Here is a 16,368-nt window from a genome sequence, read left to right as displayed (position 1 = left end):
TTGAGCTTTTTTTTTATTTGTGTTCTGTCATAATTTTATGACTGATGATGGCTATAAAGGTTTACAAAAGGCATAAAACTTGTAAATTGTTAAAAAAGTAGTAATTTGTGAGCTCATATTTTCAAGTATGTTTTAAATTTGCACTCGTATTTTAATAAAATAACAATAGTATATGTATCATTCAAAAATAGCAGGATTGGGTTATTACGTTCCCGAAAACATAGTGACCAATGACGATTTGTCCAAAATTATAGATACCAATGACGAGTGGATTCAAGAAAGAACAGGAATTCAAGAACGAAGACACATTATAAAAGGAGAAGATACAACGACTTCTATGGGCGTAAAAGCGGCTAAGATTGCGATTGAGCGTTCTGGTGTTGCTAAGGAGGATATCGATTTTGTGGTTTTTGCCACTTTGAGTCCTGATTTTTATTTCCCTGGACCAGGAGTTTTAGTGCAACGTGATTTGGGTTTAAGAACAGTTGGCGCATTGGATGTAAGAAATCAATGTTCTGGATTTATTTACGCTTTGTCAGTAGCAGATCAGTACATAAAAACTGGAATGTATAAAAACATATTGGTTATTGGATCTGAGGTTCATTCTACCGGATTGGACATGACGACCCGTGGACGCGGTGTTTCGGTAATTTTTGGTGATGGAGCAGGAGCAGCTGTTTTGAGCAGAGAAGAAGATTTAACAAAAGGGATTTTATCCACGCACTTACATTCTGAAGGGCAACATGCCGAAGAACTAATTGTAAAAGCTCCAGGAATGGGAGGTCGTTGGGTAACTGATATTTTAGCAGATAATGATCCGGATGATGAAAGTTATTTCCCGTACATGAACGGACAATTCGTATTTAAAAATGCTGTAGTTCGTTTCAGTGAAGTAATTAATGAAGGATTACAAGCAAATAATTTGCAGGTTTCGGATATTGATATGTTGATTCCGCATCAGGCTAATTTGAGAATTTCACAGTTTATCCAAAAGAAATTCAACTTGACAGATGATCAGGTCTATAATAACATTCAGAAATACGGTAATACTACTGCAGCTTCTATTCCAATTGCTTTGACTGAAGCATGGGAACAAGGTAAAATAAAATCGGGTGATACTGTTGTATTAGCAGCATTTGGAAGTGGTTTTACTTGGGGAAGTGCAATTATTAAATGGTAAAATAATTCTCTAGATTTAAAAAATATTTTAAAATCAAAAAACCCGGAGTTGGCATACTCCGGGTTTTTCTTTGGTAACTAACTATTAAAACTAATTTTTATTCAGGCATTTTATTTTTTGTTTAAAACAATCCTCCACCATCTTGTTTGGTGTTGTTATCTCTTTGTTTACGCTGCAAGTTTTTGTTTTTCCCTGCGCCAAAGATGTAGTTGAAACCAAGATAAACGGATTGGCTTTCCCAAGTAAATTGACCGACTTGCGGATATGGATTTTGTCCGTCAAAACCGGCTTTCATCGTATTAAAAATATCATTGAAACGAACACTTAAGGTGGCTTTTTCTTTTAAAAATGAATAACGTCCACCGGTATCAATTTTATACATTTCTTTACCGTTAAATTGTACACCATCAACTCCAGAACGATAAAATCCAAATAAAAGGAAACGAAGGCTTTTAGTAGCTTTGAAATTACTATTGAAACGGGCGTTGAAAGCTGATGCAGTTACTTCTTTGGAAACCAAATCAAATGTATTGGTGGTTGAATTAAGTACTGAAACCAATCCTTTCTGGTTAATACTAGAAAAATCTATTGCTGGCTGGATGTCCCACCAACTATTGATTTTGTAATTTAAAGAAGCTTCAAAACCATAAGCTGTATTATTGTCAAAGTTGTCAAAACTCATAATTTGTTGGTCCTGATTTTGAGGATCTGGATAGATAATTCTGTTGATTTCATTATAAATACTTCTTACAAAAAGACCAGTACTGAATGATCCTTTAGCAATTGTTTTAGTATAATTTAATTCAATAGATGTGGTGAATTGTGGGTCTAATTCAGGATTTCCAATGGAGGTTATTCTAGGTGTGCTGAATTCTCTGATAGGTTTGGTTTGGTCTAAACTAGGTCTGTCTACACGTCGGCTTAAACTGATTTGGAACTGATTTTTTTCCGTAGGAGAATACGTCATCGAAGCTGAAGGATAGACCGTGAAATAATCATCTTTGTAAGCGGTAGCACCGTTTAACATTGCGTTTACCTTGTAACTTTCAAAACGGGCGCCTAATTGATATCCTATTTTTTTAAATTTTTGTCCAAATGTAGCGTAAGCAGAATAGATGTCTAAATCATAACTGTAATCAGAATTTGATAAAGAACTATTGTTAGTCCTGTAATTGTTTTCTGTTCGTACAATTCTGCTTTCAGCACCCAACTCTAGATTAGTCTTGTCATTCAACGGATTCACATAGTCCAAATTGACGGTTGAATTTTGTCTTTTATCACCCAAATTATCGGTATAAGAACTGCTTGGAATATTGGGATTGTTGAAAGTAGTTAGAAAACTAGCATCTTGATTTTCAGAATAGATGCTGTGATTTATTTCTAAATCCAGTGTTTCACCCTCTTTTTTTGTTAGATGCTTGAAAGCTACATTGTAAGTACCGTCCGTATTATCTGAAAAGTATTTAGAATTTAGCAGTACATTTTGTGAGGGATTAGGATTTAGAATGTTCACATCCACTATACCATCTCCAACAAATATGTTTTGATTCGTGTAGGCAGAAATAGTGTTTTTGTCATTGATGTAATAATCCATTCCAATTTTGAACAAATGAGATTTGTTGTCATTTACAATATCGAACATTTGATTGGAGTTGTCGTCAAGTCTTGAAATTCGCCCTTCATTGAATCTTTTGCCAAAATTATTCCCATAAGTGGAGAAAAAGTTCACTTTACCGGTTCTATAGTTCATGTTAAGGGAATTGCTAATCTTTGGTGTTTGTGCAAAAGTTAGACCCGTATTGATACTGGCATTAAATCCGTCATTGGCATTTTTATGTAAAACAATGTTGATGATGCCAGACATTCCTTCCGGATTGTATTTGGCACTTGGATTGGTGATTAATTCAATTTTTTTAATGGAAGTTGATGGGATTTGTTTCAACAACTGAGACGCATCAATATTACTTGGACGTCCATCTACCAGAACACGTACGTTTTCGTTACCGCGTAATGATAATTTCCCATCTTGATCTATATTTACAGAAGGAATATTATTCATGATTTCGGATGCTGTTGCGCCTGCGGTGGTCAGATCTTTCCCTACATTGATTACTTTTCTGTCAATTTTTTGTTCAATTGTGGAGCGTTCAGCAATTATATTTACGCCCTTTAATTCAATGGCATCTTCTTCGATAGCAATCGTGTTCAGATTTGCGTTTTTCTGTTCGTTTGTGAGAGAAATCGCTTTAGTAATGGTCTTATATCCCATAAACTGGATTTCAACGATGTAATCTTTTAAGGCTAAATTTTTTATTTGAAAAGTTCCTTTATCAGATGTGATTTCACCAGTAATAACTTTGTTGTTTTCTTTTACTACAATATTCACGTACGGTAAAGGTTCATTGGTTTTTTTGTCAGTGATCTTTCCAGAAATAATTCCTGTGTTTTCCAGAATCGTCGGTTTGACGGAAGTTTGTGCCTGCATCGAAAACAACGTTCCGATAAAACAGATTAAGATTAATTTAAGTTTCATGATTGATTTGATTTAATTGATTGATGAAGCAAATGTATTATTTTATATAATACTATGTTAAGCATAATACCTTTTTTAATAATATTTAACATTTTTTAACAAATACGAAATTGTAAAATTTACTTAATAGACTTCTAAACAAGGATTTTGTTACATCATTTTTTCAAAAAAATAGTGATTTATACCTTACACTAGGTTAAAAGCTTCATTTTTAGGTGCAAATTATCTTGTTTTCCAATTTTCAAATTACTGCAATATGACTATCTTTGCCCCCTTAAAACCAATACACGAAATGACATTACAACAGATTCTTACGCCCTCTATTGAAAAAGCTGTAAAAGCTTTATTCGACGTTACAATTGATAAAGTTGAATTTCAAACTACACGCAAGGAATTTGAAGGCGATATTACCATGGTTATTTTCCCCTTGTTGAAAGTGGTGAAAAGTAATCCAGTAGAATTAGGAAATAAAATAGGGAACTATTTAGTTGAAAATGTAGCTGAGGTAAGTCGGTTTAATGTGGTTTCTGGATTTTTGAATATTGTTATTTCAGATGAATATTATTTGGATTTCTTCGGAGATATAAAAGATGATGTTAAATTTGGTTTCGTTACTCCAAATCCAGAAGATAAAGCGGTAATGGTGGAATATTCTTCGCCAAATACCAATAAACCCTTGCATTTAGGTCACGTACGTAATAATCTTTTAGGATATTCAGTAGCCGAAATCATCAAAGCTTCGGGTAAGAAAGTGTATAAAACTCAAATCATTAATGATAGAGGAATTCATATTTGTAAATCGATGTTGGCTTGGCAAAAATTCGGGAACGGACAAACGCCGGAATCAACAGGTTTAAAAGGAGATAAATTAGTTGGAAATTACTACGTTGCTTTTGATAAAGCGTATAAAGAAGAAATAGCGCAATTAATGAGCGCGGGCAAAACAGAAGAAGAAGCAAAAAAACAAGCGCCAATCATTCTGCAAGCACAGGAAATGTTGCTGAAATGGGAAGCTGGGGATGAAGCGGTTATTTCGCTGTGGAAAACCATGAATCAATGGGTTTACGATGGTTTTGCTAAAACCTATAAAAATCTTGGTGTTGATTTCGATTGTTTTTATTATGAAAGTAATACCTATTTATTAGGGAAAGATGTTGTTCAGATTGGTTTGGATAGAGGTGTTTTCGAAAAAGATCCTGACGGTTCGGTTTGGATAGATTTGACGGAAGAAGGTTTAGATCGTAAAATTGTATTGCGTTCAGACGGTACTGCGGTTTACATGACGCAAGATATTGGAACGGCGATTCAGCGTGTGAAAGATTATCCAGATGTTGGCGGAATGGTTTATACTGTAGGAAATGAGCAGGATTATCACTTTAAAGTGTTGTTTCTTATCTTGAAAAAATTAGGTTTTGAATGGTCTAAAAATTTATTCCATTTGTCGTACGGAATGGTAGATTTACCTTCCGGTAAAATGAAAAGCCGTGAAGGAACAGTTGTAGATGCTGATGATTTAATGCAGGAAATGACAGATACCGCACAGAAAATAGCCGAAGATTTAGGGAAATTAGATTCTTATTCTGCTGATGAAAAAGCAAAATTATACAGCACGATTGGTTTAGGCGCTTTGAAATATTATATTTTGAAAGTAGATCCTAAAAAACGAATCCTTTTCAATCCGGAAGAATCGGTAGATTTTGCAGGAAATACAGGGCCGTTTATTCAATATACGTACGCCAGAATTCAATCGATTATTCGTAAAGCAAATTTTGACTTTTCGAATAAATCAAAAATGACAACGCTGCACGAAAAAGAAAAAGAACTAGTAAAACAATTAGAGTTGTTTCCTGAAGTGATTCAAAATGCGGCGCAGCATCACAGTCCTGCTTTGTTGGCAAATTTCACTTATGATTTAGTTCGTGAATATAATTCATTCTATCAGGCAGTTCCTATTCTGGGCGAAGAAGATTTAGAAAAGAAAATCTTCCGTGTTCAATTGTCTAAAAAAGTGGCAGATACAATTGCAGCTTCATTTAAATTGTTGGGAATTAGTGTTCCTGAAAGAATGTAAATAAAGTTGATTTTAATACGAAAAATATAATATTTTTAGTAATTTTAAACGAAATTACTAATGTATTATGAAAAAAATAGTGCTTTTCCCGTTTGTGCTTTGTGTTTTTTTGCTAAACATTGCAGGTACATGTTGCGATGATGACGCAATAGTATTAAATACTGTAGCTAAAAGTCCGGAAAGTATACTGGCGACTTTGAATCAAGGAACTTGGAAAGTCACTTATTTTTTGGATACTAAAACAAATAAATCGAGTTTTTTTTCAGGCTATAATTTTACTTTTGGGTCAAATAATATTTTAATAGCAGATAATTCCAATGTAGATTACAGCGGAAAATGGACAATCACAAAATCAGATATCGCGGATGATAATCCAAATAATGATAGCGATTTTGCTATTTCGTTTTCAAATCCTTTAGCTTTTGTCGCATTATCTGAGGAATGGGATGTTGTTGAAATCACTGCTACACAAATACGATTAAGAGCTTTAAAGAATGGTAATGCTGAAATGAATTATTTGACATTTGAAAAGAATTAGTTTATTTTAAGTTAAATCAGCAAATACAACTTCAAAACAGTCTAAAAAGGCTGTTTTTTTTATAATATTATGAATACAACTTCAAAATCAAATGCTTAAATTTGCATTTCAAAATAAATAAATACTATGTTCGATAATTTAAGCGATAAACTAGACAAAGCCTTTCATATATTAAAAGGACACGGAAAAATTACTGAAGTAAACGTAGCCGAAACTTTGAAAGAAGTACGACGTGCCTTGCTTGACGCCGATGTCAATTTTAAAATTGCAAAAGATTTTACCACTAAAGTAAAAGAAAAAGCAATCGGACAGGATGTATTGACAACGCTTCAGCCAGGACAATTATTGGTGAAGTTAGTCAAAGATGAACTGACTGAATTAATGGGTGGCGATGTTGCCGGAATCAATCTTTCGGGAAATCCAACAGTTATTTTGATGGCTGGTTTACAAGGATCTGGAAAAACAACTTTTTCTGGAAAACTAGCGAATTATCTTCTTACAAAAAAGAACAAGAAACCACTTTTGGTAGCCTGTGATATTTACCGTCCTGCTGCGATTCAACAATTATATGTAGTTGGAGATTCGATTGGAGTTGAGGTGTATTCAGAACCTGAAAATAAAAATCCGGTAGAAATTGCTCAAAACGCAATCAAACATGCGAAAGCAAATGGATTCAATGTAGTAATCGTCGATACAGCAGGTCGTTTAGCTGTTGACGAGGAAATGATGAACGAAATAGAACGCGTTCATAAAGCCATTCAGCCGCAAGAAACCTTATTTGTTGTGGATGCAATGACCGGTCAAGACGCTGTAAACACAGCAAAAACCTTCAATGAAAGATTAAATTTTGATGGGGTTATTTTAACCAAATTAGATGGTGATACACGTGGTGGAGCAGCAATTTCGATTAAATCGGTTGTTAATAAACCAATTAAATTTGTAGGTACAGGAGAAAAGATGGACGCCATTGACGTGTTCTATCCAATTCGTATGGCCGAAAGAATATTGGGGATGGGAGACGTTGTGTCTTTGGTAGAAAGAGCGCAAGAGCAATTTGACGAAGAAGAAGCACGAAAAATCCAAAAGAAAATTGCCAAAAACGAATTCGGTTTTGATGATTTCCTTTCTCAAATTCAGCAAGTAAAGAAAATGGGTAATATGAAAGATTTGGTTGGAATGATACCAGGTGCTTCAAAAGCCATGAAAGATGTGGAGATTGAAGACGATGCTTTTAAACATATTGAAGCCATTATTCATTCGATGACGCCAATTGAAAGAAGTAAGCCGGCTTTGATTGACGTAAAAAGAAAAGCAAGAATTGCAAAAGGTTCCGGAACCAAAATTGAACAGGTGAATCAGTTAATGAAGCAGTTCGACCAAATGAGCAAGATGATGAAAATGATGCAGGGTCCAGGAGGGAAAAACCTAATGAAAATGATGGGCGGTATGAAAGGCGGAATGCCAGGAATGAAATAAAATGAGTAAAAAGCCGAAAGTCTTAAAGTTGTAATGATTTTAAGACTTTCGGCTTTAATATATTAAACCCAATAACAATGCAACTACTAGACGGAAAAAAAACAGCGGAGGATATTAAAAGTGAAATCGCTGTAGAAGTACAAAAAATGAAAGATAATGGGGAGAAAGTTCCTCATTTAGCAGCCCTGATTGTTGGAAATGATGGTGCTAGTTTGACTTATGTAGGAAGTAAAGTAAAAGCCTGTGAAAGAGTAGGTTTTGAATCTACTTTAGTAAAAATGCCAAGTACAACTACTGAAGTTGAATTGCTAAAGAAGATTAAGGAATTGAATGATAATGATGCCATTGATGGATTTATCGTTCAATTGCCGCTTCCGGAACAAATTGATGAGCAAAAAGTATTGATGGCGGTAGACCCAAGCAAAGATGTCGATGGATTTCATCCGGAGAATTTTGGAAAAATGGCTTTAGACATGACTACTTTTATTCCTGCGACACCTTTTGGAATTCTGGAATTGTTAGAAAGATATGGAGTAGAAACCAAAGGTAAACATACCGTAGTTATTGGGCGTAGTCATATTGTGGGAAGGCCAATGAGTATTTTGATGGGTAGAAAAGGTTTTCCTGGAAATTCAACAGTTACTTTGACGCACAGTTACACTAAAAACATTGAGGAAATTACCATTCAAGCCGATATCATTATTACGGCTTTGGGTGTTCCAAATTACCTGAAAGCAAATATGGTAAAAGAGGGAGTTGTTGTTATTGACGTAGGTATTACTCGTGTTCCTGATGAAAATAACGAAAAAGGATATGTGATCACCGGTGATGTTGATTTTGAGAATGTAAGTAAAAAATCATCATTTATTACTCCGGTTCCCGGTGGAGTAGGACCTATGACCATCGCAATGTTGTTGAAAAACACGCTTTTGGCAAGGGAAATGAAAAGAAATAAATAAAGACAAAATAGTTTTGATTGAAAGCCTTAAACATACGTTTAAGGCTTTTTTTATCTTAGTAAATGCATAAAATTCTGGTAATTGATGCTAAAATGGAATTTAAAAGAATACTTTTGCACCACTTAAAAAAGACCTTTAAAATGGACGATTATTATTCGGAAATGTTGAACTAATATAGCACTTGACTTTTTCAAGAGGCTATACATAAACCTATAGAATTTTGAAATGAGAGCTTTTTACAAAAACAATAACGGATTAATTGCCACTGCTGATTGGACTCCAAACTGCTGGATCAATATTGAATGTCCTACTGAAGCAGAAAAAAAATATTTACTCGAAGAATTACAAATTCCCGAAGCATTTTATAACGACATTGAAGATATTGACGAAAGACCAAGGATAGAAATTGAAAATGGTTGGACTTTGATCATCATGCGAATTCCTGTTAAGAGTAACGATGTGAAGTTGCCTTTTCATACGATTCCTGTCGGGGTTGTTTTTAAAGGAGAAGTTTGTATTACCATTAGTTTTCATAAAACGGAAATGCTTACCGATTTTGTAACCTATACCAAGCGCAAGAATATCAACATTAAAGACAACTTCGATTTAGTGTTGAAGTTATTATTGTCATCCAGTGTTTGGTTTTTGAAATACTTAAAGCAAGTCAACCAAAAAATAAAATTAGCCGAAGATAATTTAGAAAAGTCAATTAAAAATGAAGAGTTGCAGGCGTTACTTCAAATAGAAAAATGTTTAGTATTCTTTATGACTTCCTTGAAAGGGAACGATATTTTGTTGCACCGAATCAAGAATATAAAATCCCAAAAAGAGCATTTTGACTTGGATTTGCTGGAAGATGTTGAGATTGAACTGCGTCAGGCGCAGGAAACCACTAATATTTACAGTGACATCTTAACAGGAACTATGGATGCGTATGCTTCTGTGATTTCGAATAATATGAATACGATTATGAAGCAGATGACTTCGATTTCGATTATTCTGATGATTCCAACATTGATTGCCAGTTTGTATGGAATGAACGTTCCTAATGATTTAGAAGATAATCGTTATGGAATATGGATTGTCATTTCCGTATCTGTTTTGTTATCTGCTTTTGGTGTGTTTTTATTCAAAAGAAAAAGATGGTTTTGATTTTTAATTAATAATAATCTTACTTTTTTCGGTTTTTGATTCAATTAATTTTATATATTTAAGCAAATAATTAAATACTATAAAAATGAAAATTTCAAACAGAGACATTAAAATATTTTTCTTAGGATTTGCTACACTTTTTATCATACAAACAATCTACGACTGGGATTCTACTATTGGTGAGATTCAAAGAGGTTGGGAAGCAGGCAAAAAATAGATTTTGAAAAAACGAGTCTTTTTCTTTTAAAAGAAGATATTTTCATTTGATAATAATTTTTTATCAAAATTAAATGCGTTTCTATTTTGATTTATAAAAATAATAAATAACTTTGTATTTCAAAGTACTTTATTTATGAGTCAAAAAATTCAAGAAGATTTATCGCATATTCGTTCCATGATGGAGCGCTCTTCCAGATTCATTTCGTTAAGTGGCCTTTCAGGAATATTTGCGGGCTTTTTCGCATTAGCCGGGTCAGTTTATGCGTATCAATTATTTAAAAATAAGGGTATTGAATATTTTGATGGTAAGCAAAAGTTGTATAGCTATGATTTACTTATCGAATTAGTTTTCGTTGCTTTGGCAATTTTGATACTTGCATTAGGGGCAGGGATATTTTTTACTTTGAGAAAAAGTAAAAAGTTTGATTTGCCGATTTGGACTAATACTACAAAAAAAATGGTATTGAATCTAGCGATTCCTTTACTGGTTGGAGGCGTATTTTGTGTAGCACTTTTATACCATCAATTATTTGCTCTTATTGCTCCTGTTACTCTATTGTTTTATGGCTTAGCACTTATTAATGCGGGGAAATATACTTTTTCTGACATTAGATATTTAGGCGCTTGTGAGATTGTTCTAGGATGTATTTCGCTTTTTTATCTTGGTTTTGGTCTTGTTTTTTGGGCAATTGGATTTGGAATTTTGCATATTCTTTACGGAATAATTGTGTTCAAAAAATACAAATAGAAATGGGAATCATTGACAAATTAAATAAAGATTTCGAAAGTAGGGTTAGATTAGGCATTATGTCTGTTCTGATGGTAAACGACTGGATTGATTTTACTGAAATGAAATCTTTATTGAATATCACTGATGGAAATTTAGCAAGTCATTCTTCGGCGTTAGAAAAATCTGGATACATAGAAGTAAAAAAAGAATTTGTTGGTAAAAAACCAAAAACGTCGTATCGAGTTACCAATATTGGCAGAACTGCTTTTATTTCACACTTGAATAGTCTGGAAAAATTAATCAAATCTAAATAACCCTTTTTTTTAACTCTACACTTTGAAATACAAAGTACTTTTAAATTATTAATTATGAAAAAACTACATTTTATTTTAGTCAGCAGTTTGGTTTTTACTCTGCTTTTTTACAAGGAAGATTTGGGTCTCAATTGGGCCATTTTCGGGATGATGCAAACCGCTTTAATATGTTATTTCTTTCAAGAGAAAATTACCAGTAGGGCACATCTGATTTTAGTTGTTACATCGGTTCTGTCATGCTTTGCATTTGCTTGGTACGGAGATTTTCCATCTTTTTTTGCCATGGTTTTGTCGATTATCTTTTTACAATTCAAAACCCAGGAACCTAAACTTAAATTGTTACAAGCTCTTCCTTTAGTATTAATGAACGGAATCGCTTCGTTAGGTCGCATATTGATGTTTAGTCAATATCTTCCGAAGCGAAAAGTTAATAGCGGTTTTGCTAAAAAAGTGATTGCTTATTTTGTTATTCCAGTTGTTTTTCTTGGATTGTTTTTAATTGTATATTCTTTTGGGAGCGATCATTTTTCCTCTTTGTTTACGGATTATTATTTAGATATCGATGCGTGGCAAGTATTTGTACTGACCGCTTTAGGATTTTTTATTTCGTTCACTTTCTGGAATTATTGGATTCCTGAGGTTTTTTATGAAAAGAATGATTTACTGGACAATGATTTTAAGGAAGACGCCAAAACACAAAATCAAAATTCATTTTCATTTCTGGATATTGATTTTGAAAGAAGAAGTGGAGAGATTACGTTGTTTCTTTTGAATGTGCTTCTTTTGGTTTTCATTGCGACTTATAATTACGAACAGTTTTTTGAGGTTGTAAAAAAATCTAACTTAAGTTCTGATACACACGAAAGAGTAAATGCCGTTATTTTTTCAATTATAATGGCTGTTGGAGTTATTTTATTCTATTTTAAAGGAGGGTTTAATTTTGATGAAAAAGCTAAAAACCTTAAAAAATTAGCAAAGATTTGGATTCTGTTAAATGGAGTTTTAATCATTAGTACAATTATTAAAAACTCAGAATATGTTTCTTTTTTTGGATTGACTTATAAAAGATTGGGTGTTTATGCTTTCTTGATTTTATCAATTATTGGATTGGTTATTTCTTTTGTAAAAATTACCAAGCAAAAAACGAATGCTTTTCTTTTCAATCAAATGATTTGGTATTTCTATGGAACAATTCTTTTATGTAGTTTTGTCAACTGGGGAAATCTGATTACCAATTATAATATTGCTGTAAATAAAGGAGTAGAACCTACCTTTTTATCCCGATTAAACTTTAATGACGAAGTGCGTAAAGACTATTTTTTACAAAATAAACTAGATGGACAGTACATTGAAATTTCAAGAGAGAAGGACATCAGTCGAATGCAATCAAGGACCTTTTTATCAAAAGCTTTGTATTATGAATTTTTACCGAGTAAATAAAAGCAAAATCCCATTCAGGAATGAATGGGATTTTAATATTTTTAATAATCGCCTCGTCCTTTAAATCTGGGATCATCTCTTTTGATGAATTCAGTTCTTCTTTTTGGCGCTTCGGTTTTGGGTAAACTAGCTTCTTCTGTTTTGCTCGAAGGTTCAATCAATTCGTTTAATTCTTTAATTTCTGCATCAGTCAAATCACGGTAACGACCTACAGGGACATCAAGTGAAATATTGATAATTCGGATGCGTTTAAGCGCCGTTACATCATAGCCTAAATATTCGGTCATTCTACGGATCTGACGGTTTAAACCTTGTGTCAAGATAATTTTGAAAGTGAATTTGCTAATTTGTTCTACCTTACATTTTCGAGTCACAGTGTCTAAAATTGGTACTCCATTGCCCATTCTTTCGATAAAACGATCGGTTATAGGTTTGTTTACGGTTACCGTATATTCTTTTTCGTGATTGTTTCGGGCTCTTAATATTTTATTAACGATATCACCGTCATTGGTCATAAAAATCAATCCTTCACTGGCTTTGTCCAATCGTCCGATAGGGAAAATGCGTTTCGGATAATTGATATAATCAACAATATTATTGCGAACATCAAGGTTAGTCGTACATTCGATTCCTACGGGTTTATAGAAAGCAAGATAAACAGGTTTCTCATTTTGCTCACGGATTAGTTTACCGTCAATACGCACTTCGTCATTCGGTGAAACTTTTGTGCCCAATTCCGGAACGACTCCATTGATGGTCACACGACCTTCTTCAATGATTTTATCTGCTTCGCGGCGGGAACAATAACCAGTTTCTCCTATGAATTTATTGAGGCGTTTTAAATTTTCTTCCATACTGCAAAAGTAATGAATTTGTTTGTTAGATTTTAGACTTCTTAAATTTTTGGATTGTTAGAAAGGTAAGTTTGATGGATTGTATTTAGTCTTATTAGATTTAATACAGAAGTTCATATCATCTAAGAAGTCTATTTTTCTTCAAATAAAAAACGAGAAACTTTATTATACAACTCATCGTCGTGCATGCTATGACCTAAGCCTTTAGTCTCAATGAAGACCACATTTTTCCAAGCTCCTGCAATTTTTTTTCCTTCTTCGAATAAAACTACGGTGTCGTCAATGTCATGGGCGATTAATCCTTTTATATTTAATTTTGAAGCAAATATTTTACCGGAAAACTGTTCCAAGCTCAATTTGAAATTATTAAGATAATGCGCCTCCAATGACTTTGAAATTTTACTATTCAGGCTTAATAATGTAATATAATTGTTTAAGATAATTTTGAAATCGCTTGGTGCTCCCAATATCACCATTTTTTTTAAAGCATCATTTTGATAAACGGATTGATAATACAAACACGTTTTTCCACCTATAGAATGACCGATAAGATATTGTGGTTTAAATTTTTCAACGGTAATATGAATGAATTCAGCGTATTGGGGAATATTGAATTCTTTTCCGCTGGATAACCCGTGAGCCGGACCGTCAATGGCAATGATGGTGCTTCCTGATTTTTTTAGATAGGGGAGTAAATTTTCCCAGCGAGAAGCATTGCTTTCCCAGCCGTGAACCAAAAGTATTACGGTCTCATTTCCTTTCCAAGTATAGGTGTGAAAGGAATCTTCTTGAAGTTGGAACATTTCGGACTGTGCTTCTTGCAGAATTACCGGAAGTTTGTCTTTAGATAATTTCCCTTCTCGGGGTTCACTAAAAAAAGCATACGCCAGTTGCGATGCTTTTTTTGGAAATACAAAACTCAAAAGGTTAATGTATAAACCAATAGATTTAGTGAATATAAAAAATGCTGTTTTTTTCATAAAAAAAAGTCCCGATGTGTATCGGGACTTAAATGTAATTAGAATTTAGAAAACAATTGTTCCATTTTCTCTTTTTCTTCGTCGGCTAATGAACTGTCGACTAATATTCTTCCAGAGTGTTCATCAGTTATGATTTTCTTTCTAGAAGCAATTTCTACTTGTGTCTGTGGTGGAATAGTGAAGAATGATCCTGCAGAAGCTCCTCTTTCGATAGAAACTACAGCTAAACCATTACGAACGCTACTTCTGATTCTTGTATAAGCTTTCAATAATCTTTCTTCAATTAAAGCTTGGAATTCTGCTGATTTCTCAGATAAGAATGCTTCTTCTTTAGCAGTTTCAGCCATGATAGCGTCTAACTCTGATTTTTTGTGCTTTAAGTGATTTGATTTTGCTTCTAATCTTTCTTTAGAACTTGAAATTACTTCTTTCTTGTGTTCGATAGAAGCTTTCATTTCTTTAATTTGTTTTTCTGACAATTGAATTTCTAATTCTTGAAATTCAATCTCTTTAGTCAACGAATTAAACTCTCTGTTGTTACGAACAGTTTCTTGTTGCTTAGTATATTTTTTGATAGCTTCTTTGTGCTCATCAATTGCATTCTTTTTTGATTTGATTAGATCCTCGATAACTTCAAGTTCCCCTTTCAATTTTTCTGAACGTGTGCTTAAACCAGCCACTTCATCTTCTAAATCTTCTACTTCTAAAGGAAGTTCTCCTCTTACGTTTCTGATTTCGTCAATTCTAGAGTCAATAAGTTGTAAATCGTAAATTGCTCTTAACTTGTCCTCAACACTTAATTCTTTCGTATTCGCCATATTCTATAAGTACTTAACTGGATTTGAATTTTCTTCTGATAAAATAACTGCAAAATTAAGGATTTTTTTCCGAAGATACTCTACAATATAATTTTTTGTATAGCGTTCGCTTTCAAAATGTCCAATATCGGCCAAAAGCAACTTGTTTTCGGCTTCATAAAACTGATGATATTTCAAATCAGCAGTCAAATAAGCATCAGCTCCCGCCTGAATCGCATTTTTTATTGCAAAACTTCCAGCTCCGCCAAGAACAGCTACTTTTTTAATTTCCTTTCCAATAAAGTTCGAATGTCGAATTCCGCCACATTGCATTTTTTCTTTGGCAAAAAGCAAAAACTCTTTTTCATTCATGGGATTTTTCAATTCGCCAATCATTCCCAAACCAATATTTTGATGTTGGTTTTGCAACTCATAAATTTCATAAGCCACTTCTTCGTACGCATGGCTTTTGAATAAGGCTTTCAGGATTTTGTTTTCCAAATGTTTTTCGAAAGTTACTTCGACTTTGATTTCGTCCCCTTGCACAAACTCAAATCGCTCTCCTATTTGCGGATTGCTGTGTTCATTTCCCATGTACGTTCCAATTCCTTTCGAATTAAAACTGCAGTTTTCATAATTGCCAATGGTTCCCGCGCCAGCATCAAATAGTGCATTTCGCACTTCTTCTGCATTTTCAGGAATGGTAAAAGTCACTAATTTTCGAATGAAGTTTTGCTTCGGAATAAGGATTTTTGTATTTATCAATCCCAATGCATCACTGAATATTTTATTCACGCCTTCCTGATGGTTGTCCAAAGCGGTGTGAACGGCGTAAATTGCAATGTCATTTTTTATGGCTTTAATGACGGCTCGTTCCACGTAGTTTTTTCCCGTAATTTTTTTCAAACCAGAAAATAAAATGGGATGAAAACAAACCACTAGATTGCAATTTTTCGCAATCGCTTCGTCAATTATATTTTCTAAAGCATCGTGACAAACCAATATTCCGGTTGCTTCTTCGTCTTGGTTTCCAACCAACAATCCGACATTGTCAAAATCTTCAGCATAAGCGAGTGGAGCCATTTCTTCGAGTACGGAAATTATTTCTTTGATTTTCATGTTTTT

Annotated in this window: 15 protein-coding genes; 10 read left to right on the top strand and 5 right to left on the bottom strand. The window is 33.6% G+C overall.

Features of this window, described 5'->3' with window-relative positions:
• Positions 1-172: 172 nt before the first annotated feature.
• The gene (locus tag DR871_RS11615) at positions 173-1,180 is read left to right on the top strand and encodes a 3-oxoacyl-ACP synthase III family protein (RefSeq protein WP_113666434.1); all 1,008 of its coding nucleotides are present in this window, start codon (positions 173-175) and stop codon (positions 1,178-1,180) included.
• Positions 1,181-1,301: 121 nt separating this feature from the next.
• Here DR871_RS11615 and DR871_RS11610 read toward each other — a convergent pair whose 3' ends face one another.
• A complete protein-coding gene (locus DR871_RS11610; protein WP_113666433.1) occupies positions 1,302-3,713 on the bottom strand; it encodes a TonB-dependent receptor domain-containing protein in 2,412 nt (803 codons plus the stop codon).
• A 292-nt stretch (positions 3,714-4,005) separates the two neighbouring features.
• On the opposite strand from DR871_RS11610, the gene argS reads away from it, so the two are divergent.
• The 9 genes from argS to DR871_RS11570 all read left to right on the top strand — a co-directional run bounded on the left by argS (position 4,006) and on the right by DR871_RS11570 (position 12,612).
• Positions 4,006-5,784, top strand: a complete 1,779-nt coding sequence (argS, locus tag DR871_RS11605; protein ID WP_113666432.1) for an arginine--tRNA ligase — start codon at positions 4,006-4,008, stop codon at positions 5,782-5,784.
• Positions 5,785-5,851: 67 nt separating this feature from the next.
• On the top strand, positions 5,852-6,322 hold the full coding sequence (locus DR871_RS11600; protein ID WP_113666431.1) for a hypothetical protein: 471 nt from the start codon (positions 5,852-5,854) through the stop codon (positions 6,320-6,322).
• A 126-nt stretch (positions 6,323-6,448) separates the two neighbouring features.
• Positions 6,449-7,798, top strand: coding sequence for a signal recognition particle protein (gene ffh, locus DR871_RS11595; protein ID WP_113666430.1), 1,350 nt, complete (start codon positions 6,449-6,451; stop codon positions 7,796-7,798).
• A 77-nt stretch (positions 7,799-7,875) separates the two neighbouring features.
• Complete coding sequence (locus DR871_RS11590) at positions 7,876-8,757, top strand: bifunctional 5,10-methylenetetrahydrofolate dehydrogenase/5,10-methenyltetrahydrofolate cyclohydrolase (RefSeq protein WP_113666429.1); 882 nt, start codon at positions 7,876-7,878, stop codon at positions 8,755-8,757.
• A 225-nt stretch (positions 8,758-8,982) separates the two neighbouring features.
• On the top strand, positions 8,983-9,909 hold the full coding sequence (locus DR871_RS11585) for a magnesium transporter CorA family protein (RefSeq protein ID WP_113666428.1): 927 nt from the start codon (positions 8,983-8,985) through the stop codon (positions 9,907-9,909).
• Between the two features lie 85 nt (positions 9,910-9,994).
• Positions 9,995-10,126, top strand: coding sequence for a hypothetical protein (locus tag DR871_RS16635; RefSeq protein ID WP_262510251.1), 132 nt, complete (start codon positions 9,995-9,997; stop codon positions 10,124-10,126).
• A 135-nt stretch (positions 10,127-10,261) separates the two neighbouring features.
• On the top strand, positions 10,262-10,876 hold the full coding sequence (locus tag DR871_RS11580) for a hypothetical protein (RefSeq protein WP_113666427.1): 615 nt from the start codon (positions 10,262-10,264) through the stop codon (positions 10,874-10,876).
• A gap of 2 nt (positions 10,877-10,878) precedes the next feature.
• Positions 10,879-11,172, top strand: a complete 294-nt coding sequence (locus DR871_RS11575; RefSeq protein ID WP_113666426.1) for a winged helix-turn-helix domain-containing protein — start codon at positions 10,879-10,881, stop codon at positions 11,170-11,172.
• A 54-nt stretch (positions 11,173-11,226) separates the two neighbouring features.
• Complete coding sequence (locus DR871_RS11570) at positions 11,227-12,612, top strand: DUF4153 domain-containing protein (RefSeq protein WP_113666425.1); 1,386 nt, start codon at positions 11,227-11,229, stop codon at positions 12,610-12,612.
• A 41-nt stretch (positions 12,613-12,653) separates the two neighbouring features.
• Here the strand turns inward: DR871_RS11570 and rluF are convergent, their stop codons facing one another.
• The 4 genes from rluF to DR871_RS11550 form a co-directional block, all read right to left on the bottom strand.
• Complete coding sequence (gene rluF / locus DR871_RS11565) at positions 12,654-13,466, bottom strand: 23S rRNA pseudouridine(2604) synthase RluF (RefSeq protein ID WP_091171715.1); 813 nt, start codon at positions 13,464-13,466, stop codon at positions 12,654-12,656.
• A 131-nt stretch (positions 13,467-13,597) separates the two neighbouring features.
• Positions 13,598-14,446, bottom strand: coding sequence for an alpha/beta fold hydrolase (locus DR871_RS11560; RefSeq protein ID WP_113666424.1), 849 nt, complete (start codon positions 14,444-14,446; stop codon positions 13,598-13,600).
• A gap of 38 nt (positions 14,447-14,484) precedes the next feature.
• On the bottom strand, positions 14,485-15,264 hold the full coding sequence (locus DR871_RS11555) for a zinc ribbon domain-containing protein (protein WP_091171710.1): 780 nt from the start codon (positions 15,262-15,264) through the stop codon (positions 14,485-14,487).
• Between the two features lie 3 nt (positions 15,265-15,267).
• On the bottom strand, positions 15,268-16,362 hold the full coding sequence (locus tag DR871_RS11550; RefSeq protein WP_113666423.1) for a Nif3-like dinuclear metal center hexameric protein: 1,095 nt from the start codon (positions 16,360-16,362) through the stop codon (positions 15,268-15,270).
• Between the last annotated feature and the right edge of the window lie 6 nt (positions 16,363-16,368).

The sequence above is a fragment of the Flavobacterium petrolei genome (assembly GCF_003314435.2).
GTDB classification, from domain to species: Bacteria; Bacteroidota; Bacteroidia; order Flavobacteriales; family Flavobacteriaceae; genus Flavobacterium; species Flavobacterium petrolei.
The sequence above is the reverse complement of the archived record's forward strand: the minus strand, read 5'-3'. Positions and strand labels throughout refer to the sequence as shown.